The organism is Flagellimonas pelagia, from assembly GCF_003584135.1.
Classification (GTDB): domain Bacteria; phylum Bacteroidota; class Bacteroidia; order Flavobacteriales; family Flavobacteriaceae; genus Flagellimonas; species Flagellimonas pelagia.
The window spans coordinates 400,805-422,343 of the sequence record NZ_QXFI01000036.1 but is presented as its reverse complement, the minus strand read 5'-3'; the positions used below and the strand labels follow the sequence as shown (position 1 = coordinate 422,343).

General features: G+C 42.9%; 17 protein-coding genes. 2 read left to right on the top strand and 15 right to left on the bottom strand.

The window, feature by feature from the left end:
* Positions 1 to 42 precede the first annotated feature (42 nt).
* Both purL and D2V05_RS18915 read right to left on the bottom strand, forming a co-directional pair.
* Complete coding sequence (gene purL, locus D2V05_RS18920; protein WP_119649170.1) at positions 43 to 3,714, bottom strand: phosphoribosylformylglycinamidine synthase; 3,672 nt, start codon at positions 3,712 to 3,714, stop codon at positions 43 to 45.
* Between the two features lie 122 nt (positions 3,715 to 3,836).
* A complete protein-coding gene (locus D2V05_RS18915) occupies positions 3,837 to 4,610 on the bottom strand; it encodes an HNH endonuclease (protein WP_119649168.1) in 774 nt (257 codons plus the stop codon).
* 214 nt (positions 4,611 to 4,824) lie between these two features.
* On the opposite strand from D2V05_RS18915, the gene D2V05_RS18910 reads away from it, so the two are divergent.
* A complete protein-coding gene (locus tag D2V05_RS18910; protein WP_119649415.1) occupies positions 4,825 to 6,417 on the top strand; it encodes a zinc-binding metallopeptidase family protein in 1,593 nt (530 codons plus the stop codon).
* Between the two features lie 78 nt (positions 6,418 to 6,495).
* Here D2V05_RS18910 and D2V05_RS18905 read toward each other — a convergent pair whose 3' ends face one another.
* The 3 genes from D2V05_RS18905 to D2V05_RS18895 all read right to left on the bottom strand — a co-directional run bounded on the left by D2V05_RS18905 (position 6,496) and on the right by D2V05_RS18895 (position 9,645).
* Complete coding sequence (locus D2V05_RS18905) at positions 6,496 to 7,398, bottom strand: helix-turn-helix domain-containing protein (RefSeq protein WP_119649166.1); 903 nt, start codon at positions 7,396 to 7,398, stop codon at positions 6,496 to 6,498.
* 58 nt (positions 7,399 to 7,456) lie between these two features.
* Entirely contained in the window at positions 7,457 to 8,299 is an 843-nt protein-coding gene (locus D2V05_RS18900) for an SDR family NAD(P)-dependent oxidoreductase (protein WP_119649164.1), read from the bottom strand.
* A gap of 134 nt (positions 8,300 to 8,433) precedes the next feature.
* Positions 8,434 to 9,645 (bottom strand): RsmB/NOP family class I SAM-dependent RNA methyltransferase, encoded by a 1,212-nt coding sequence (locus D2V05_RS18895; protein ID WP_119649162.1) that lies wholly within the window; start codon positions 9,643 to 9,645, stop codon positions 8,434 to 8,436.
* 59 nt (positions 9,646 to 9,704) lie between these two features.
* On the opposite strand from D2V05_RS18895, the gene D2V05_RS18890 reads away from it, so the two are divergent.
* Positions 9,705 to 10,736 carry a WD40/YVTN/BNR-like repeat-containing protein gene (locus D2V05_RS18890; protein WP_119649160.1) on the top strand — a complete coding sequence of 344 codons (1,032 nt, stop codon included), beginning with the start codon at positions 9,705 to 9,707 and terminating at the stop codon, positions 10,734 to 10,736.
* 11 nt (positions 10,737 to 10,747) lie between these two features.
* Here D2V05_RS18890 and D2V05_RS18885 read toward each other — a convergent pair whose 3' ends face one another.
* From D2V05_RS18885 to D2V05_RS18840, 10 genes are all read right to left on the bottom strand, one after another.
* Positions 10,748 to 11,626: a hypothetical protein gene (locus D2V05_RS18885; protein ID WP_235855499.1), complete on the bottom strand. Its 879-nt coding sequence runs from the start codon at positions 11,624 to 11,626 to the stop codon at positions 10,748 to 10,750.
* Positions 11,627 to 11,681: 55 nt separating this feature from the next.
* Complete coding sequence (locus tag D2V05_RS18880) at positions 11,682 to 13,139, bottom strand: MBOAT family O-acyltransferase (protein ID WP_119649156.1); 1,458 nt, start codon at positions 13,137 to 13,139, stop codon at positions 11,682 to 11,684.
* A 9-nt stretch (positions 13,140 to 13,148) separates the two neighbouring features.
* The gene (locus D2V05_RS18875) at positions 13,149 to 14,069 is read right to left on the bottom strand and encodes a GNAT family N-acetyltransferase (RefSeq protein WP_220473579.1); all 921 of its coding nucleotides are present in this window, start codon (positions 14,067 to 14,069) and stop codon (positions 13,149 to 13,151) included.
* 334 nt (positions 14,070 to 14,403) lie between these two features.
* A complete protein-coding gene (locus D2V05_RS18870) occupies positions 14,404 to 15,489 on the bottom strand; it encodes a GNAT family N-acetyltransferase (RefSeq protein WP_119649153.1) in 1,086 nt (361 codons plus the stop codon).
* Between the two features lie 188 nt (positions 15,490 to 15,677).
* Entirely contained in the window at positions 15,678 to 16,031 is a 354-nt protein-coding gene (locus D2V05_RS18865; RefSeq protein WP_119649151.1) for a DUF6515 family protein, read from the bottom strand.
* Positions 16,032 to 16,142: 111 nt separating this feature from the next.
* Positions 16,143 to 16,583 (bottom strand): hypothetical protein, encoded by a 441-nt coding sequence (locus D2V05_RS18860; RefSeq protein WP_119649149.1) that lies wholly within the window; start codon positions 16,581 to 16,583, stop codon positions 16,143 to 16,145.
* Positions 16,576 to 17,109: a hypothetical protein gene (locus D2V05_RS18855; RefSeq protein WP_119649147.1), complete on the bottom strand. Its 534-nt coding sequence runs from the start codon at positions 17,107 to 17,109 to the stop codon at positions 16,576 to 16,578. The genes D2V05_RS18860 and D2V05_RS18855 overlap by 8 nt, the downstream gene beginning before the upstream one ends.
* Before the next feature lie 33 nt (positions 17,110 to 17,142).
* Complete coding sequence (locus D2V05_RS18850; protein WP_119649413.1) at positions 17,143 to 17,685, bottom strand: RNA polymerase sigma factor; 543 nt, start codon at positions 17,683 to 17,685, stop codon at positions 17,143 to 17,145.
* 278 nt (positions 17,686 to 17,963) lie between these two features.
* Positions 17,964 to 19,790: an ABC transporter ATP-binding protein gene (locus D2V05_RS18845; RefSeq protein ID WP_119649145.1), complete on the bottom strand. Its 1,827-nt coding sequence runs from the start codon at positions 19,788 to 19,790 to the stop codon at positions 17,964 to 17,966.
* Between the two features lie 4 nt (positions 19,791 to 19,794).
* Positions 19,795 to 21,501, bottom strand: coding sequence for a phospho-sugar mutase (locus tag D2V05_RS18840; protein WP_119649143.1), 1,707 nt, complete (start codon positions 21,499 to 21,501; stop codon positions 19,795 to 19,797).
* Positions 21,502 to 21,539: the final 38 nt, after the last annotated feature.

The window sequence follows — 21,539 nt, the reverse complement described above, 5'->3', positions numbered from 1 at the left end:
GAAAAATCCCTAAATAATTCACAATCTGATGCCCTTAAATTACTAATTGTCCAAGGCTTCCAACCATTCCCTAGCATTCACAAAGGCCTGTAACCAAGGTGAAACCACATCTTGTCTATCCTTTGGATAGTGGGCCCAGTTCCATGGGAAGGTGGAACGCTCAATATGGGGCATGGTCACCAAATGCCTACCTGTTTTATCGCAAAGCATGGCGGTGTTGTAATCACTTCCGTTTGGATTGGCAGGATAGTCTTCATAACCATATTTCGCCACAATGTGGTATTGCTCTTCGTTGTGCGGCAAACTGAATTTTCCCTCACCATGACTGATCCAAACTCCCAAGGTGTTACCGGCCATGTTGGAAAGCATCACAGAATTGTTCTCTTGGATTTTTACTGAAGTAAAATTGCTCTCATGTTTGTGCGAATCATTGTAGGTCATACGGCCATGGGTCTGATGCTCGGGGTTGATGAGATCCAACTCCATGAACAATTGACAACCGTTACAGATACCCACCGAAAGGGTGTCGGGTCTTGCGAAGAAATCCTTCAAGGCCTTGTTGGCTTTTTCATTGTATTTGAAAGCCCCGGCCCAACCTTTGGCACTACCTAGCACGTCCGAGTTGGAAAAGCCTCCCACGGCACCAATAAATTGGATATCTTCCAAAGTTTCCCTACCTGTGATGAGGTCGGTCATGTGCACGTCTTTCACATCAAAACCGGCCAAATACATAGCGTTGGCCATTTCGCGTTCCGAGTTGCTTCCTTTTTCACGAAGAATGGCGGCTTTGGGGCGATGGCTGAGCGAAGTCGAAGCCATTGGGAGTTTCCCTGTAAAGTTTTCAGGGAAAGCATACATTAATGGTTGCTCCTTGTAGTGGTCATAACGCTCCTTGGCCAAACCATTGGCAGTCTGTTTGCTGTCCAATAAATAGGAAGTTTTGAACCAGGTATCTCGAAGCGATACGATGTTCAGGCCGATTTCCACAGCATTGTTCTTGATGTGCAGAATGTTACCAATGGAAACACTTCCAATTTTGTTGAATGCGATGCCATTTTCAGCCAAAACTTTTTCGATGGAACTGTCCTTGGACTGAAGTACAACCCCAATATTTTCCGAGAACAACAGTTTGATGATATCCGATTCGCCGATGGAAGTCAAATCCAGTTCGGCACTAAGGTCGTTGTCTGAAAAACACATTTCCAAAAGAGTAGTGATCAAACCTCCGGAGCCAATATCGTGGCCGGCCAAAATCTGTCCGTCCTTGATCAATTGTTGAAACGTATTGAAAACCGTTTTCACATAAGCCGCATCTAAAACGGATGGGGCTTCATCCCCAATACCGTTCAAGATTTGGGCAAAGGATGATCCACCCAATTTATGGGCATCTTTGGAAAAATTGATGTAATAAATATCCCCACCTTCTTTTTGCAGAACGGGTTCCACAATTTTGGTGATATCATCACAATGCGCTGCGGCAGAAATGATTACGGTTCCTGGGGAAAGTACTTCTCCGTCCTTATATTTTTGTTTCATGGAAAGCGAATCCTTTCCTGTAGGCACGTTGATACCCAGTTCGATTACAAAATCCGAAAGGGATTTTACCGCTTCGTACAAACGAGCATCTTCTCCTTTGTTGCGGCAGGGCCACATCCAGTTTGCGGAAAGGGAAACGGATTTCAAACCGTCCTGTAACGGGGCCCAAACGATATTGGTCAAGGATTCTGCTACACTGTTTCTACTTCCTGCAATAGGGTCGATCAAGGCGGAAACAGGGGAATGCCCGATACTGGTCGCAATCCCTTCCTTACCTTTAAAATCAAGTGCCATCACCCCAACGTTGTTCAATGGCAATTGAAGTGGTCCGGCACATTGTTGTTTGGCCACGCGGCCCCCAACGCAGCGATCTACCTTGTTGGTCAGCCAATCCTTACAGGCTACGGCCTCCAATTGCAGTACTTGTTCCAAATAATCATGAAAATATTCCAGCGAATAGGAAAGGGCAGGGTAGGTTTGTTGGGCTTTGGTATCTGCCATAATGGTCTTGGGTGAACTTCCGAACATATCCGAAAGCTCCAAGTTCATTGGGGTTTCACCTGTAGTACCAGAGGTAAAGGTGAATTTATGGTCCCCAGTAACGGTTCCCACCTGATACATGGGCGAACGCTCCCTGGCGGCCACACGATCTAATAATTCAATATCTTTTTCACCAATCACCAATCCCATTCGCTCTTGGGATTCGTTGCCGATCAATTCTTTTTTGGATAGGGTAGGGTCACCGATGGGGAGTTTGTCCGTATCGATTTTTCCACCGGTTTCTTCCACCAATTCGGATAGGCAGTTCAAGTGGCCACCTGCACCGTGATCGTGAATGGAAACGATAGGGTTGTCATGACTTTCCACCAAACCACGGATGGCATTGGAAGCCCTTTTTTGCATTTCGGGGTTGGAACGTTGTACAGCGTTCAACTCGATGGCAGAACTGAATTCGCCCGTATCGGCGCTTGATACGGCCGCTCCGCCCATCCCGATGCGGTAATTGTCACCACCTAGAACGACTATTCTGTCTCCTGTTTTTGGCGTTTCTTTCAATGCCTGTTCGGATTTGCCATACCCGATGCCACCAGCCATCATAATGACCTTATCAAAGCCCAATTTTCGGGCTTCTTCTTGGTGTTCAAAGGTCAAAACGGAACCTGCGATCAGGGGCTGTCCAAATTTATTTCCGAAGTCGGAAGCACCATTGGACGCCTTGATCAAAATATCCATTGGGGTTTGGTACAACCATTCCCTTACTGCCATTCCTTTTTCCCACGGACGGTTTTCCTCCAAGCGGGAATAGGAAGTCATATACACGGCGGTCCCGGCCAAAGGCAGTGAACCTTTTCCTCCAGCCAAACGGTCGCGGATTTCTCCTCCGGAACCAGTAGCGGCACCGTTGAAGGGTTCAACCGTGGTAGGGAAGTTGTGGGTTTCCGCTTTTAGGGAAAGCACGGAATTGAATTCCTTTTCCTCGTAAAAATCGGGTTTATCGGCACTTTTGGGTGCAAATTGGATTGCTTTGGGACCCTTGATGAAGGCCACATTATCCTTATAAGCCGAAACAATATCGTTGGGATGGGCTTCAGACGTCTTTTTGATCAACTTGAAAAGGGAAGAAGGCATCTCTTCGCCATCGATCACAAAAGTTCCGTTGAAAATTTTATGTCGGCAGTGCTCCGAGTTTACTTGACTAAAGCCGAACACCTCGGAATCCGTCAACATACGGCCGAGCTTTTTGGATAATCCTTCCAGATAGTCCACTTCCTCATCACTCAAGGCCAAACCTTCCTTTTGGTTGTAGGCGGCAATGTCCTCAATTTCCAAAATGGGTTCGGGAACGATGTTGATGGTAAAAATATCCTGTCCCAAGCTCCTGTATTTTTGGGAGAGCATGGGGTCGTAATCCGTAAAATCCTCGGAAACAGTATGGTACTCCTCAATTCGAATGATGCCCGATATGCCCATGTTCTGGGTAATCTCGGTGGCGTTGGTACTCCAGGGCGTGACCATGGCGGCACGTGGGCCAACAAAAAAGGCGTCGAGTGACGCCGCTTCTATCCTGGGTTGGTTGCCGAACAACCATGTCAGTTTACTGTTGTCTTCCTGAGCAATTTCCTGTGTGGTCTGGACGGCAAAAACCTTGGTAGCCTTGTCCCCAAAAAAATGGATCATACGAGTGGTGCGTTGAGCGGTTTTAGAAAGTGCAAATTTACGATTTTGGAGTGGAAAATGACGAATGGGATTTTGGAATTGTTAACTATGGATGTTGATATAGTTTTAAAGTTTTGTAAACGTTATAACTTATTCCGTTTTTGTAAATATTCATTATTTGGTTGCTTTCCATCACCCCGCGCTCTCAGTTTTTCACCGTTAAACTTGTAGTATGGTGTTTCGGATAATGTTGAATCTACTTCTATTATGTAAGTTGAAGGTTGAATCCTGAGATAGCCATCATCAAATAAGTTATGTAAATCAGACCGCAATAGAATTCCATTATCTAGTTGATTAATGCCAGATTTACTATGAGGTAGAATATGACATGCCTCAAGGACATTGATTGGCCCATGTCCGGAAACCGCACATTTATAATCATATGCTTTTAATAATTCTTCTCTAAATTGAAATTGCCCTCTTCTTATTATTCGGGCGTATTGCTGTTTTTCGTTAAAATCATCATTCGGAATAGGATTGAACGGTTCATTTCCAAATTCACTAAAATCAATATTCACTCTACTAATAGAGTTGGTGTAATTAGTTCTGGGGTCACCGCCGATATCATCAAAAGAAAGAAGGGGATTAAATTTTCTGTAATCAGTAAGATATGCGGCAAATCTCTCTCTTTTATGTTTGTCATTTGCCATTGGAGGTCTTGGTTCTAATTGAATAATTTGTCCAAATCCAAGTATTCTTTTATTCGATTCTGATGATTTTTTAGTCAAACAAAAAACTAATGTATCTCCAATTTTGATTTGCTTGGAATTGGGTATTCCTATGGGAAATTCATAAATCTCTCCTATTATATCCCCGTAATCAGAATGTTCGTTATGCAAGACCAGCCAAGTTGCCATTTTAAGAATCTAGTTTAGTTGGAAATCTCCATAGATTAAGGCAAGTGGCTTATTCAAGAGGTAGGATTTGGGTTATAATAAAGTCAAAATGACAATTAAAATTGATCAATATTATAAAGCAATTAAAAATTAAAGTTTTAGACTGGAATTTGATTGACTCCTTAACTGATTTCCTATCTTAGAAGCATTGTAACTAACTCAAATGACCAACCTTATGAAAAATGCCAAGATCCTATTGTCCGGGATACTGATCCTGAGCAGTGTCACCTTTGCATCCGCTCAAAAAAAATACTCCAAAAAACAGATTGAAAAACTAAAAAGCGAAGCCGCTGCCATTGTGGAGGCCCATAAAAAGCAGTCCCAAGTGATGGTGGACAAGGTTTTCAGCTTTGCTGAACTTGGTTTTCAGGAGGAAGAAAGCTCCAAATACCTCACTGGAATCCTGGAAAGCAACGGCTTTACCATCGAGCATTCCATTTCGGGAATCCCAACCGCTTGGTTCGCCACGTGGAGCAATGGGGATGGCCCCGTCATCGCTCTTGGTAGTGATGTGGATTGTATTCCCAAAGCCTCCCAATATCCAGGAGTGGCCTATCATAAACCGATTGTGGATGGGGCACCCGGACACGGAGAGGGGCACAATGCCGGTAACCCATTGAACATCACTTCCGCATTGGCCGTGAAGGAAATTATGGAGCGCGAGAATATTGGTGGTACCTTGATCTTATGGCCAGGTATTGCCGAAGAATTGGTAGCCGCAAAGGCTTGGTATGTTCGTGATGGCCTTTTTGACAAAATTGATATGTGCATCTTTACCCATGTGGGTAACAATCTGGGGGTTTCATGGGGACCTACCAGTGGTACGGGCCTAATTTCCGTGGAATACCTTTTTGAAGGGGAAGCTGCACACGCTGCAGGAGCACCATGGAGAGGACGTAGCGCCTTGGATGCCGCTGAATTGATGAACATTGGATGGAACTACAAAAGGGAGCACTTGCACCCCCTAAAACGTTCCCACTCTATTTTTACGGATGCGGGCGACCAGCCTAACGTGGTGCCCTCCAAAGCTGCTATTTGGTTTTATTTCAGGGATGTCACCTACGAAGGTATCATGGAAATGTATGCCCAGGCCAATGATATTGCCAAAGGTGCTGCCTTGATGACCAGCACGACCATGACCTCTAGGGTTTTGGGTACCGCTTGGCCACGTCACTATAACAAAGTGATTGCCGAGACCATGTACGAGAACATCAAGGATGTGGGGCTTCCTACTTGGACGGAGGCTGATCAGGAATTGGCCAAGGCCGTTCAAACTGAAGTGAAGGCCAAAAAGATTGAGGGACTGCCCACAGAATTATCCGAATTGGGATTACCGGTTTTGGAGCCCATCAGCGGTGGCTCTGATGATATTGGTGATATTTCTTGGAAAGTGCCGACCGTGACCATGCGTTTTCCTTCAAACATTCCAGGATTGCCCGGTCACCATTGGGCCAACGCCATCGCCATGGCCACTCCCATTGCTCATAAAGGCGTGACTGCCGGCGCTAAGGCCGAGGCCATGACCATTTTGGATTTCTTGTTGAAACCAGAACTGTTGACGCAGGCTTGGGATTATTTCAACAACGAGCAGACCAAGGAGACCAAGTATCAGCCGATGATCGCTGCAGATGATATGCCCCCCATCTATTTGAATAAAGAAAAACAGGAAAGCTTCCGTCCCGAGTTGGAGAAATTTTACTTCGATGAGAACAAATACGACACCTACTTGGAGCAATTGGGAGTGGAGTATCCTACTGTGAAGCCTTAAGGTTATGAAAATACTGTCATATCGAGCGGAGTCGAGAACCTTTAAACTGATATCTCGACTCGGCTTGACATGGCTGTTTTAATTGAATGATGCCCTAAAAGCCAGCGGCGACTGTTTGGTCTTGCTTTTGAACAACTTGCTAAAGGATTGGGAATGCTCAAATCCTAGGGTGTAGGCAATCTCGCTGACCGAAAGTTGGGTGGTCGATAATTTTTCCTTGGCCTTCTCTATCAGTTTTTCATGGATGTGCTGTTGGGTACTTTGCCCCGTCAGGACTTTAAGCAGACTGCTCAGATAATTGGAAGAAACATTTAAGGTGTCCGCTACGAATTGGACGGTCGGTATCCCTTTGTCAATGGCTTCCTCTCCGTTGAAATAGGTGTCGAGAAAATCCTCCAACCGAACCAAAACCTCGTGGTTGTTGATCTTTCTCGTAAGAAATTGTCTTTGGTAATATCGTTCGGCATAATTGAGCAATAATTCGAGTTGGGCAATGATGATGTTCTGACTGAATTTGTCGATGTTGGACCGATATTCTTGCTGAATGTGCAACAGAATATCGATGATAGTGTTCTCTTCCTTTTCTGAAAGAAATAGAGCTTCATTGATGGCATAGCCAAAGAACTCATAGTTTTTGATGGTCTTGGCCAAAGGGGTATTCCACAAGAAATCAGGGTGGATGAGCAACAACCAGCCTGAGGGTTTCCTTTCCGTTGGAAGCATTTCAAACTGCAGCACTTGTCTTGGGCCGATAAAACTCAACAACCCCTCATCAAAATCGTATTCCTGTTGCCCGTATCGGACCTTGGCCTGTATATCCCGTTTCAAACCGATGGAATAAAAATTTTGCGTCCAAGTGATTTGCTTTTCAATGGTCTGATAGTCCACTTGACCGTAATTGACCACACTTATCAAAGGATGTTCAGGTTTGGGGAGTGCACAAAATTTGTGGAACTCACTTAAGGTATTAAAAGTATGCATACGCTATTGATAGGTATGGGGCAAGGCGGAAAGCCTTGCCCCATTTTCAAATTACACATTAATTTTTAAAGTCCGTGGAATGGCTTAATGCTTTGTTGGCTTCCAAGGCAGATTCCAAGGTTTTCAATTTTTGGTGTGCCATGCCATAAGCGTCGCTACCCAAGAACAAATGTAGGGCAGGGTCATCGCTTTCGGCCACCTTGATGAGTACCTCTGCAGCTTTTTCGGGATCCCCCAATTGGTTTCCGGCAATCTCTTCTTTGTGCAAGCGTTCCGATTCCCTAGCTTGGGAATATATATCCATGCGGTTTTTGGCTAATTTCAGGGAATCATCGGATAGGAACTCGGTGCGGAAATACCCTGGATAAACCACTGTGGCATGTACCCCAAAAGGTCCTCCTTCAGTATACAAAGCCTCTGTTAAACCAACGACGGCAAACTTTGTGGCACAATACACGCCAAATCCGGGAAAAGTGGCTACCATACCACCAATGGATGCAATGTTGAAAAAATGCCCCGATTGCTGTGCCCTTAAATGCGGTATGGACTTACGGATGACGTTCAACAGACCAAATACATTCACGTCAAAATTTTGTCGTGATTCCTCATCGGTAATCTCTTCCAAAGTTCCATTTTGCCCATATCCGGCATTGTTGACCACCACATCGAGATGGCCAAAAGTTTCCAGTACCTTCGAAATTGCAGATCCCACACTTTCCTCGTTCATCAAATCTACTTGGAGCGGCAGGAAAGCTTCCTGTTTTCCCACGGCATTTTCCAAAGCGTTTAAGCTTCTGGAAGTGGCCGCTACCTGGTATCCGTGGTTCAACAATGTTTTAACCAAAGTCAGTCCCAATCCTTTAGAGGCTCCGGTAACCAACCATACTTTTTTTGTGTCCATTTTCTTAGAATTTTTATTGTTATGAATTGACACAGCAAAGTTGGCCCAATACGAGAGGGGGGATGTAGTCTAATCTAAGGTTGTTGTAGCCGAAAATTTATTGTTGGAAAAAATTAGGGCTTGTGTGAATCGAATCAGTTCTTTTTGAGAAGCGCCATATAAAATCCGTCAAAACCTGTTTCGGAAGCATAAACATTCTGCTCTCTTACCAATTCAAATTCTTTCCCGGCTTCGGAGGCCAAGAATTTTTTGACCTGTTCGGTGTTTTCCTGCGGAAGGATGGAACAGGTGGCATAGACCATTTGTCCGCCTTTTTTCAGCATTTTGCTATAATTCTGGAGAATGTCCTGCTGAACACCCATAATACGGTCAATGAATTCGGGTTCCAATTTCCATTTGGAGTCTGGATTTCGTTTAATGACCCCCAATCCGGAGCAAGGCGCATCAAGGAGGAGTCTATCGGCACTGTTGTGCAGTTTTTTGATGACTTTATTGGAATCGATGACACGGGTTTCCACATTGTGCACACCATTGCGTCTAGCCCTGATTTTCAGTTTTTTCAATTTGCTCTCATAAATGTCGAGTGCGATGAGTTGGCCCTTGTTCTGCATCATAGAAGCCAAATGCAACGTTTTCCCTCCGGCACCGGCGCAGGCATCGACAACGCGTTGACCTGGTTCCACTTCCAAATAAGGCGCCACCAATTGTGAAGACGCATCCTGCACTTCAAAAAGCCCGTCCTTAAATGCTTCCGTGGTGAAAACGTTCTTCCGCTCCTTCAATTTTAAAGCATCTGGATAGCCTTTCAAAGTTTCGGTTTCAATTTCTTCTTTCGCCAAAAACGATTGTAACTGGGGCTTTGGAATTTTTAGGGTATTGGTTCGAAGGATGACTTCTGCTTGTTGGTTGAGTGCTGCTATTTCCTTGGTCCAAAGTTCGTTCCCCAAGGATTTTTCTCCCAGCTCATCCATCCAATCGGGAACAGATTCCCTGAACTTCCTAATTTTGGAAAGCTCGTCAAACCGCCCCTTGATACGTCGTTCAGGGGTTCCTTCCAGCTGTTTCCAATCGGGAAGCCTTATGCCGCGCAATACACACCAAACTCCAAACAATCGGAACAAATGGGGACGGGTATAGGGTTCGTGGGCCTCGGCTATTTCGGTATACAACCGTTTCCAACGGACAATGTCATAGGTGGTTTCGGCAATAAAGGCACGGTCCCTGGCGCCCCAGCGTTTGTCATACTTCAATACTTTTTCAATGACCTTATCGGCATATTCCCCTTCGTTAAAAATAAGGTGTAGGGCATCAATTACGGCAAATACCAAGTTTCTGTGTAGACGCATGACATAAAATAAGGTTGCAAAGGTATCATTTCTCCTTACTTTTGGGGAAAATAAATGTAATGAGGTTATCCATTCTTCTCTTGACGCTCTTGGTTTTGGCGTCCTGTTCCACCGAAAAAAAACAACAACCCTTTCAATCGGTATCCGTAACACCTATTTTTGAAGATTCCGTGAGTATCAGGGCCATAACTTTTTTAGATAGCCAAACCTTGGCTTTTGCAGGGAGTGGCGGGGTTTATGGAACTGTGGATGTGAACACTCACAAAGTGCGTTCCAACATCCAGACTTATGATTCGTTGACCCCAAGTTTTAGGGCAGTGGGTAAAACATCAAAAGATTTTTTCATGTTATCCATTGAAAGTCCGGCCTTGCTCTACAAAACAGGAGGTAATGGTAAAATGGAAGTGGTCTATAAAGAAGAGGGTGAAGGGATTTTTTATGATGCCATGACTTTTTGGAACGATATGGAAGGCATTGCGGTGGGCGATACCGTAGATGGTTGTCTTTCCATTATCTTGACCAAGGATGGAGGACAAACCTGGACTAAAATACCTTGTTCCAATTTACCCGAAGGGATTGATGGGGAAGGTGCCTTTGCGGCCAGTAACAGTAACATTGCAGTGACGGGTAACCAAGTTTGGATAGGTACCACTGAAGGGCGGATCTATCATTCTGCGAACAAGGGAAGCACTTGGGATATCCAACAAACCCCGATCATTCATGAGAAGCCCACACAAGGCATCTATTCCATGGATTTCTATGATCAAAACCTTGGTTTTGCCATAGGAGGGGATTACACTTCGCCCGAATCCAACCAAAAGAACAAGATTATTACCCTGGATGGCGGGAAAACCTGGAGCCTGATTGCTGATGGAAAGGAACCTGATTATAAAAGCTGTGTGCAGTTTGTGCCCAATTCTGAAGGAAAGGGATTGGTGGCTATTGGATTTACCGGGATTTCTTATTCTGCCGATGGTGGCGAGAATTGGAAGGAACTGAGCGAAGAATCTTTTTTTACCCTTCGATTTTTGAACGATTCCGTTGCCTATGCTGCCGGTAGAAATAGGATCGCAAGGTTACAGTTTAATTGAACTTACGGTTATTATAGCTGTAAATGGTCGATGATGCTTTTGGCGACCAAGGTTCTTCCGTTGTTGTTCCAATGTTTGTCATAAATCAAAGTGACCGGCTTTTTCGATTTTTCGAACCAAGCTCCAAAGTCTATGATGTCAATTCCATTTTTGGCACAATATTCCAGAAATATCCTCGATGTATTTCTCTTGTCCAATAAGAGACTGGTTTTTGACTTGTCAATGGGATAGGTATTGATCAATGTTTCAAAGTTGGCAATGCTGAGGCTATCGGTATCCTTCGATGTGATGGTGTGTTCCACTTTGTCATTTCCGTTTTCTATGTTGTTTACCATTAAATCTTTTACAGGATCAAGAATGCCAATTTGCGAGGCATAATAAAGTAATTTGATGTTATCGCGTATCTTGAAAGAGGTAGATTGAAGAAGTTTGATCCGGTCCACGTTTGGCGCATAAACAGCCCTTTCAAAGTCCATGGGATATTTAACGTAGACCACGATCTTATCTATTTTAGCGAAAGCTTCTTTATAGGCATGTATCAAATGAAGCTGGTCTGCCAGGTCCCATCCAGCATAGCCATATTCATATACTTCAAGGTTAGAGGTGTTGTTCTCTATTTTCTTGCCAATGGAGTTGTAGTAATTTTGATGGAAACCTTGTATGAAGGAATCCCCGATCAGGGCAAGTTCCTTTTTTGTATAGCTAGGGTTGAACTCCCTATAGGAATTGAAACCTTGATCGTTTATCCTATATTCAGAAAAGTTTTGAAGCCTATTGCCGGTCACACTATATCCACGGTAATGCGGAACCCTTTTCTCCACACCATATTCGTCAATGTATCTTGGGGAGTCTTCCGGGTAAAGATGGAATACCCTTACCAAAAGTTCCAAAGCAACTAGAATTAGTACGAAATATATGGCGGTTTTTAAAAGAAACTTGAACATGTCAGAATTGAAAATAAATGAATGAACGGTCTACACCATCATCGTAGAACAATAAAATACAAAAAACGACCAATGTATATACACAGAAGCGTACTGCCCTATACTTGAACTTGAACGGGCTGCGTTCATCCTTTCGGATAATATACTCGTATACCACAAAAAGGACCAACAGAACAAAATAATCGATCATTCGATATCCCATGGGATGATGATATTCTTCCCAATGGAATTGTGTAAACAACCTTTTGATGAAGGCAAAAGAATTTTGAAGGGATTCCGATCTGAAAAAAATGCGTGAAAAAGTCACAATGGCAAATGTCAGGATCAATTGTCCCATTTCCTTGAAGGTAGGCAGAAATGTGTTTTGTGCCACTACACTGTCCTTGTATATGGTATTCCTCCCCATCAAAAAAACAGGGATATAGGCCAAGGCGTGGAATCCTCCCCAAAATATAAAGGTCCAATTGGCCCCATGCCAAAAACCACTCACCAAGAAAATGATACTAATGTTTCGAATGGATTGAAGCTTACTGCCCCGGGACCCTCCCAATGGAATGTATAGATAGTGCCTGAACCATGTAGACAAGGAAACATGCCATCTTTGCCAATATTCGGCCACATTTCTGGAGAAATTTGGGAACTTGAAGTTGGACATCAACTCTATTCCGAATAATTTGGAGGTGCCTATTGCAATATCGGAATAACCTGAAAAATCCCCGTAAACCTGAAAACTGAAAAAGGTGACTCCCATGATGAGCGTACTGGCGGAAAAATTGTCATAGTTGGCAAAAATATCGTCCACAATAGGGGCAATACCATCAGCAATCACCATTTTCTTAAAAAGGCCCCATAGAACCAATTTCAGGCCTTCCGTGGCTTGTAGATAATTGAATGAGCGTTTATTGGTAATCTGACCCAACAGATTGGAAGCCCGTTCAATAGGACCGGCAACCAATTGCGGAAAGAAGGCCACAAAGGTGGCAAAGTTCAAAAAGCTCCTGGTCGGTTTAATCCGTTTGTAATAAATGTCCAGTGAATAGGACATGGTTTGAAAGGTATAGAACGAGATTCCTACGGGTAGGATGATTTTTAAGGTCCATGTGCTTTTTATGGTATATCCGAACAAGCTGACCATATCAATAAAGGACTCAACAAAAAAATTGTAGTATTTGAAAAAACCTAACAAGGAGATATTAAATACGATACTACACCATAACAAGAGCTTTCCTTTTTTCTGTTGGGACTGTTTTTGATGGATGGCCAAGCCCACCAAATAGTCCACTACAGTACTGGCCAGGATAAGGAAAAGGAACCTCCAGTCCCAAAGGCCATAGAAAAAGTAGCTGGCAATAAGTAACAGGCCATTCTGTGACTTTAGATTGCCGAATTTTCCGATGGCCCAATAGGCAAAGAAGACTATGGGGAGAAAAATCAAATATTCTACAGAGTTAAAGAGCATGGTGGTTTATTATACATAGTTCGGGGGTAATGGGTCGTTTATTGCAACAGCCATTTTTTTGATGTTTTTTCCCATGAACACAAATAGATTGTCGGAATCCTTTAATTTATATATCTCTACCTCTCTGGAGTTTTCCCCAAAAAGATATAGGAATTCAAATAGCAACGCCCTGGTTTCAGGGGTAACGACAGTCTCTTTTCCCAAAGGAAGACCATTGCTGTCATCATAGTCCTTAAAAATAAATTTTTTGGTCCTGCCGTTGATTGCATTGGGCTCGCTTTTCTCCTTCGGTTGTATTGCAAAACGAATTTTATTTAAAAGATGGTTCAGGTTTTTCTCCCTTAAATATTGTTTTAATTTTAGTAGGGTGGCCAAAGACTTTCCTTTTATTTTGGAAAGGATTGATTTGGTTCCATATAAAATGTGGTACTCGAAATCATATTTTTTTGTGGCCCAACGTGTCTTGTAATCAAAATACCCTTTGGAAAAATCCAAAATCTTGTAACCGTTTTTAATTCCCCACTGGATCAAGAACATAATATTGATGGAGCCTAAATTGAATTTGGCATAATCGATATCAAAAACGGTGATCGCATCAAAAATAATGTCTCCTGAAAAGTAATTGAGTGTAATGGCAATAGGTTCACCGTCATTGTAAACCACAAATAGGCCGGCTTTTTTTTCCTGTATCATTGGGAAAGCGACGTTCTTATAGAATTCCCATTCTTCAATATCCAAATTGTTGTTGTGCTCCCCCTTACCTTCGAATCGTTTTACCAAAAGCGACCTGAATTTTTCGAATATCTTGTTGAATTCGTCCAAGTTTAGGGCCGCATCGTGCATAACCGGTTTGATGTCGAAACATTCGTTCAGCCTCTTTTGATATTTATTGAGTTTATACCTGCTGGATTTTTGAAATTTGTGTCTCATATAATCCTGTAGGTCTTTGAATTGATCCAATTCAATTAGAAAACCAGGATATTGTCTTATTTTCAGAAGCGTTGTTGATTCAGGGACATTGGGTCCTGGGCATTTGAAATAGGAAGGGACATCATAGATCAAGCAGGTTTTTCCCTGCAAGGATATTGGGTTTTCTATAGAATAAAACATCCCTTTGGTGTGTGTTTTTCCCAGGTTATGATAGATTCCCCAGTTGCCCTTTATGAACTGTATCCCTTCTATGCCCGAAAACTTAGAAGTATTTTGATGGCCCCCAAAAAATTTGACCCAGATATTTGTAAAGGTCTTTGAGGTAAATGGGTTTTCAATCATTGCCTAGGCAATTAATTTCAGATATTTCCATTTCGTTTGGGGGCGTTTGTCGATAAATGGGAAAAAAACAGGAATTGTTGGTGTTTTGTCCATCCAAAGTTTCTTTTTGCTTTATGATTTGTTGGTATTTTCGTTTGTCCACCACGTATTGCCAGGATTGAAAAGTCTTAAAATCCTTTGAGAAACCAGACTTAAAGTAGAATAAGGAGTCATTATCCTGTCCTCCAAGTCCACCGCCAAGGTTAAAATAGGAGTAACCTTCGTTCGTGCTCTGCACACGAACATGATCTATAAGTAATTTGATCGGGTTTAGATTGAGAAACTCCTCCTTGACACCAGATAGATGATATTGAACAATTCCATTGTTCATGGTAAAAATAGCCCCTCCCGCCAATTGACTAGTTTTAATATGCTGGGCAACCAATAGTCGAGCATGGATCTGACCACTGGCCAAAAGTTCGTAGAAATATTTTTTTCCAAAGAAATAGGAAGGATTTGCCTTTACCCTTTTCATGTTTTCACAGTAAACACCTATAAAGGCATCCAGACACTCCTCGCAGGTGCCATCTATGATTTTATATTCATGTGCCTCTTTATTGATATAGGTCCTTAGCCTTCTATTGTATCCCCGCTTTTGTTCGTTAAGGTTTTTGGTAAGATCAATGTTCACAATGTGTCCATGCGGAATGATTTCTCCTATTCCAGATAAAACTGGCTCCTGGTTTTTAATAAAAGGATGGAGTCTGGAGAAAACAGAAACGATTTGGCTGTCCATTAAAAATTCCTTCAACATTTTTTTAAAAGAGGCATTGTTGAAGTTCCTCGTAATATTCCTAGTTAACGGACCAGCATACCCATAAACGGAAGTGGCATCCTTGTACGGTGTTCCATCTATGTCTCGAATGAGCAAAGGTAGGGCTATAAGATTATCCCCATCCCTAAATTCCAAGAGAATGGGCTTTTCTCCATCCCTCTTGGAGATTTGATGATAATCGAATGTATGGTAGAAGTCATACTGTTCGCATTGTTCTATTACTTCTCCCCAAATATTTTTATCCTCTAAGGCCCGTATGTGCATAATTTATGGAATATAGGGCAAAGTAAAGCAAGAATTCCCTTGGTAGTATGACATTTATCATATGTTTTTGGTAAATAGATATAAGGATTATAAAATCGATGAATCCAGCGTAAATGCTTTAAAAAAACAAAAAAGGGACCTCATCAAAGCCCCCTCTCCATTCATAACCAACCAAAAAACAATTAAAACTATACGGTCACGACTACATATTGTCGTCCTGCTCTTTTATACCAAACACCTCTATATTTATAGAGTCTTCTGCCATTTACATACACCACTTTGCTTCCTCTGGGCAAGGTGTTCACGACAACTCCCCGTGGTGCGGCGCATACCACATATTTTCTTCCCCGAGGTTTGTACCATACGCCATCGGCATAATAAAAATTGTTGCTATTGTGCACCACAATTGTGGGACTTGAAATGGTGGTGACAACAGTTCCATATTTTGGATAAACCTTCACCACGGTTCTTCTTTGTGCTTGTGCAGCCAAAATGGTTCCCAAAAAGGCCACGATAACCAAAAGTGTCTTCATACGTTTCATAATGCGGATTTTTATGGTTTCTGTATCTAAGACTATGGAATTGTAAAATGGTTTAATAAAAAAAGAGCCAAATCGGCTCTTCTCTTGTTTTTTGTTGACTTTTTATGCGGTTTATCCCCCGCCTTTTCGATTTCGATAGGTTTGTAGTAGCTGTTTTTTGAAGTCTTCCTCAGCCTTGATGAGCAACAGTACTTTTTTGGCAGGAATCACTTTTCTAATATCTCCCATAAATTGCTGTTCGGCATTGTGGCGTTCGTTTTGAAGGGATAAAAGATTGTTCAACAATTCTTCCGAATCTGCATCCGATAGCCCTTGCGCCATGGAAATTTTGGATTGCAGCTCGGCACGTTCCTTTCTCCGAATGTTTTCCAAAACATCCTCATGTTCGTTGTAAATGGGCCAAAATTGTTGTGCTTCCTTGCTGGTCAGGCCTACCCGTTCGGTGATGAAGGCCACTTTCAAGGTTTTGATGCGATCCCGTACCGGTCCTTGGGCCTGCATCCAAAAGGTGCCGATCAAAAACGCGATCACTATGGGTATTTTTTTACTCATAATCAATGTATTCTATGTTTAGGTCTCTCAGGTCGTCAACATTGGCATCAAGATATTCCAAAATGATTTCTCCGCTGAGGTCATCTTCCAGGATATCGTTCAATTGAACGTTTTCAAAGGAGACCATTTCGGCCAGTTCGTAGGAACTCATATCGATGCGGTTGTTGTCAAAATAGGCATCAATTTCGGTATTCGCCAAATCATCAAATGTAACAGGTAAAGGCTCTGACTTCCAATTGAATCCGAAGATCAAAATGAAAACCGCTGCCACAGCGGCTGCTCCATAGTATACTTTCCTGTAAGATTTGAGCTGGATTACCTTGCCCTTTTCTTCTGTGGTTCGGGACAATATCTTAGGGACAACAGCATCAAAATAGCCCTCGGGTACCCCAAAACCATCCGTTTTCGGGATGATGGAACTCGTTTCATCCGTTGCTTCTTGCTGGATTCGAGCCATCAAACGTTCGTTGAAGCTTTCGAAGTAGCCTTCCGGGGTGTTGAAACTATTTTTTTTGTCCTTTTTCATGATATGGTTTTGACATCAATTTTTGCCAAAGGTTTAATCTGCTTTAAGATACGCTTCAATTTTCTTTACTGCCAAATGATAGGAAGCTTTTAGCGCACCCACCGAGGTTTCCAGTACTTCGGAAATATCCTCGTATTTCATTTCCTGAAAATACTTCATGGTGAAGACCAGTTTCTGCTTGTCTGGGAGTTCGGCCAATGCTTTTTGCAATTTTAATTGGATCTCATCTCCTTCAAAATACACATCGGCTTCAAGATTTTCTACCAATCTCTCCTTGAGTTCTTGATCACCGATTCCCATTTTTTTTGATTTTTGCTTCAAAAATGTCAAGGATTCATTGGTGGCAATGCGGTACAACCAGGAATATAACTTGCTTTCCCCTTTAAAGCCATCTATATTTTTGTACACCTTGATGAAGGTATTCTGTAACACATCATCGGAATCGTCATGGTCCAGTACAATCCTCCGAATATGCCAATAAAGCCGCTCTTTGTAAGTGTTCACCAACACCTCAAAGGCCTTTGCCTGGCTATTTTTGTCCTTAAGTTCTTGTACTAAGGTTTCCTCAGCGATCAATGGTCCGTACAATTTGATGCTTTGACTAAGGTAAGGGGAAAAGGTTTAATTATTCAATGGACAATTTGCAATTATCAATTAGCAATAATCAATTGCCAGGATTGTCATTCTGAGCAAAGCGAAGAATCTCTTTTGGTAGGGATTTAATTGAGATGCTTCACGGTGTTCAGCATGACATTTTGGTGCTAATTTATTCTATGTTCATTCTGAGCGAAGCGAAGAATCTCTTGACTCCTGGCTCCTGATTCTTGATTCTTGAATTTTGAATCTTTGGATAATCAAATGCTGAATGATTGCATCTCCACCAGCTTTTTGTAGCTGTTCTGTGCTTTCATGAGTTCATCATGGGTACCCTGTTCCACAATTTTCCCTTTGCTCATGACCACAATGGTATCCGCATTTTGGATGGTGGATAGGCGGTGTGCAATGACGATTGAAGTACGGTTCTGCATCATTTTTTCCAAGGCATCCTGCACCAAGCGTTCACTTTCGGTATCGAGGGCCGAGGTAGCCTCGTCCAAGATCATGATAGGTGGATTTTTGAGTACGGCCCTTGCTATGGAGAGACGTTGTTTTTGACCGCCACTCAATTTGCCACCGCCATCGCCAATATTGGTGTCGTAGCCATGGGGAAGGTCCATAATAAAGTCATGTGCATTGGCCACTTTGGCAGCGGCCACAATTTCTTCCATAGTGGCATTTTCCTTACCTAGGGAGATATTGTTTTTTACCGAATCGTTGAAGAGGATGGAATCCTGGGTCACCAATCCCATAAGCCCACGCAGGGACTTTTTGGTAATGTCCTTGATGTTGGTGCCATCTATCAAAATTTGGCCTTTGTTCACATCGTAAAATCGGGTGACCAGATTGGCCACGGTACTTTTTCCGCTTCCGGATTGCCCCACCAACGCTACGGTCTTGCCTTTTTCAACCTTTAGGTTGAAGTCTTTCAACACATAATCCTTTTCATATTTGAAACCTACATTGCTCAGCTCAATACCTGTATTGAAATCCATTTTCTCGGCTGCACCTTCTTTGTCCTTGATGGGGTTTTCGGATTCCAACACTTCCAGCACACGCTCTGCCGCTGAATTTCCTTTTTTCACCCCGTATGAAGCCTTGCTTATGGCCTTTGCAGGGGTTAAGATGTTGTAGGCCAATCCCATATAAGCGATGAACGAGGACGCATCCAGGGTTTTATCGACCAATACCATTTTGCCCCCAAACCATAACAAAACCCCGATGACCAATATGCCCAGAAACTCTCCAGTGGGTGAGGCTAGGTTTTGTCGATTCAAAAGGGAGTTGGAAAATTTAAAGAATCGGTCTGTGGATTTTTTAAACGTGTTATAAAACTTGGATTCAGCATTGAAAGCCTTGATGACACGCAATCCGCCCAAGGTTTCTTCCACAATGGACAAAAATTCGCCTTGTTCCTTTTGCACCTTGTCCGATTTTCGTTTAAGGGATTTGCCGATCCGTGAAATGATCATTCCCGCAATAGGGATAAAAACGAACACGAAGATGGTGAGTTTGGTGCTGATTCCGAACATTACCAAAATAGTGAACAGGATGGTCAATGGTTCCCTAACGATGAGCTCCAAAATGGATAAAAACGAATGTTGGATTTCCAATACATCCGAGGTAATACGGGCAATGACATCACCTTTTCGTTTTTCGGAGAAATAAGAGATGGGCAGGTCCACGATTTTCTCGTACATCTTGTTCCGGATATCCTTGAGTACCCCATTCCGAAGAAAGGTGATAAAGTACATGGCCAAATAGTTGAAGGCATTTTTCATAAGAAAAAGCACCAGTACCAAGCCAATGACCAGCACAAGACCTTTCATGTCATCATCTCCGGAATAGGCTGTGACGCGATAGTTGATGTAATCCTGCAAATAGTCCTTCAAATTGGAAATCCCCTGATATACAGGTTCGGCATGCACCTTTTCCTCCGGTTTGAACAGAACGTCCAACATGGGAATCAGGGCCGCAAAGGACAATGCACTGAAAAGTGCGTATAGAATATTGAAAAATATATTCAAATACCCGTATTTGCGGTATGGTCCTGCAAATCGGAGAATTTTTTTAAAGTAGTTCATTCACCTACAAATTCAGTTCGGATAGGATACCGTCAATTTTGGTTTCCAGCTGCGAATTTACGGATTTATAATCGGCCGCCTTGTCCAATTTTGCATTTGTGCTGATGTAAAACTTGACCTTGGGTTCGGTACCACTGGGACGGGCCGCAATTCGGGTGCCATCCTCGGTCTCATAGATCAATACATTGGATTTGGGCAGGTTAAGGGAAAATTCCTCTCCCGTCTGCACATTTTTGGCCGTGGAAGTGTTGTAATCCTCGATCCAAAGCAATTTGGAACCTTGAACGGATGCCACGGGATTTTCCTTAAAATCCTTGAGCATTTGTTTGATTTCCTCAGCACCACTCATTCCTTTTTTGGTCAGGGAAACCAGCTTTTCCTTGTAAAAGCCAAATTGCACATAGGCATTGATCAATTCCTTGTAGAACGAGCTTCCTTCCGCCTTGGCATTGGACGCAATCTCACAGGCCAAAAGGGTAGAGGTCACGGCATCTTTATCGCGGACAAAATCTCCCACCATAAAACCAAAGCTTTCCTCACCACCACCAATAAATTTGGAGTTCGGGAAATCCTTGATCATCTTGCCGATCCACTTAAAGCCTGTCAGGGCTGTTTTGTATTCCACACCGTAGGCTTTGGCCAATTGGGCCATCATTGGGGTGGAAACGATGGTGGAAGCAATAAATTCGTTGCCCTTGAATCCTTTTTCCTTGTATTGGTCCAACAAAAACTTGGTCATCAAAACCATGGTCTGGTTGCCGTTGAGCAATTCCATTTTACCTTCCAGGTTGCGCACGGCAATGCCCAAGCGATCACTGTCGGGGTCGGTGCCGACAACCATGTCCGCGCCAATTTCCTCAGCTTTTTTAATGGCCATTTCCAAAGCTTCGGGTTCTTCGGGGTTTGGGGATTTTACCGTTGGAAAGTCACCGTTAGGGGTGGCCTGTTCCTCAATAATGGTCACGTTTTTATACCCTGCCCGTTTCAACACCTCTGGAATGGCGGTAATGGATGTTCCGTGCAAGGAGGTAAATACGATCTTGAAATCGTCTTTTCCTTTAGCGTTGAAGTTGCCATTTTTCAACGAACCATCAAAGAAGGCTTCGTCCACTTCCTCATCGATCAGATGGATCAGTGCTTCGTTTTTATCGAATTTGATATCCTCAAAGGAAAGGGAATCGATCTCTGCAATGATTTCTCCATCCTGTGGGGGAACGATCTGTCCGCCATCAGCCCAATACACCTTGTACCCATTGTATTCCGGGGGGTTATGAGATGCAGTCAAAACAATACCCGCATGACATCCCAAATATTTTACGGCAAAGGAAAGTTCTGGAGTGGTACGTAGATCGGAAAACAGGTAAACACTTATGCCATTTGCGGAAAAAACATCCGCCACGGTCTTTGCCAATGTTTTGGAATTGTGCCTGCAGTCGTAAGCAATGACCACCTTAAGATCGTGGTCGGTATACGATTTTTTGAGATAGTTGCTCAATCCCTGTGTATTCTTGCCCAAGGTATATTTGTTGATTCTATTGGTGCCGACCCCCATTACACCGCGCATACCCCCGGTACCAAATTCCAAATCCTTGTAAAAACGTTCCTTAAGTTCTTCGGGATCATTTTTTATGAGGTGTTGGATTTCTTTTTTTGTTTCGTCGTCAAAAAAATCGGTCAACCAAGATTGTGCAGTAGCGGTAATGGAATCCATAGTGTTTTATGCTTGTTTAGATGCTTAAAAATACAAAG

Excerpts from the sequence above, each read along its gene's own strand:
- D2V05_RS18880 (WP_119649156.1), bottom strand. The coding sequence starts at position 13,139 with ATGCTCTTTAACTCTGTAGAATATTTGATTTTTCTCCCCATAGTCTTC.
- D2V05_RS18890 (WP_119649160.1), top strand. The coding sequence starts at position 9,705 with ATGAGGTTATCCATTCTTCTCTTGACGCTCTTGGTTTTGGCGTCCTGT.
- D2V05_RS18875 (WP_220473579.1), bottom strand. The coding sequence starts at position 14,069 with ATGAGACACAAATTTCAAAAATCCAGCAGGTATAAACTCAATAAATAT.
- D2V05_RS18870 (WP_119649153.1), bottom strand. The coding sequence starts at position 15,489 with ATGCACATACGGGCCTTAGAGGATAAAAATATTTGGGGAGAAGTAATA.
- D2V05_RS18855 (WP_119649147.1), bottom strand. The coding sequence starts at position 17,109 with ATGAAAAAGGACAAAAAAAATAGTTTCAACACCCCGGAAGGCTACTTC.
- D2V05_RS18840 (WP_119649143.1), bottom strand. The coding sequence starts at position 21,501 with ATGGATTCCATTACCGCTACTGCACAATCTTGGTTGACCGATTTTTTT.
- D2V05_RS18895 (WP_119649162.1), bottom strand. The coding sequence starts at position 9,645 with ATGCGTCTACACAGAAACTTGGTATTTGCCGTAATTGATGCCCTACAC.
- D2V05_RS18905 (WP_119649166.1), bottom strand. The coding sequence starts at position 7,398 with ATGCATACTTTTAATACCTTAAGTGAGTTCCACAAATTTTGTGCACTC.
- D2V05_RS18900 (WP_119649164.1), bottom strand. The coding sequence starts at position 8,299 with ATGGACACAAAAAAAGTATGGTTGGTTACCGGAGCCTCTAAAGGATTG.
- D2V05_RS18865 (WP_119649151.1), bottom strand. The coding sequence starts at position 16,031 with ATGAAACGTATGAAGACACTTTTGGTTATCGTGGCCTTTTTGGGAACC.
- D2V05_RS18910 (WP_119649415.1), top strand. The coding sequence starts at position 4,825 with ATGAAAAATGCCAAGATCCTATTGTCCGGGATACTGATCCTGAGCAGT.
- purL (WP_119649170.1), bottom strand. The coding sequence starts at position 3,714 with ATGATCCATTTTTTTGGGGACAAGGCTACCAAGGTTTTTGCCGTCCAG.
- D2V05_RS18845 (WP_119649145.1), bottom strand. The coding sequence starts at position 19,790 with ATGAACTACTTTAAAAAAATTCTCCGATTTGCAGGACCATACCGCAAA.
- D2V05_RS18860 (WP_119649149.1), bottom strand. The coding sequence starts at position 16,583 with ATGAGTAAAAAAATACCCATAGTGATCGCGTTTTTGATCGGCACCTTT.
- D2V05_RS18915 (WP_119649168.1), bottom strand. The coding sequence starts at position 4,610 with ATGGCAACTTGGCTGGTCTTGCATAACGAACATTCTGATTACGGGGAT.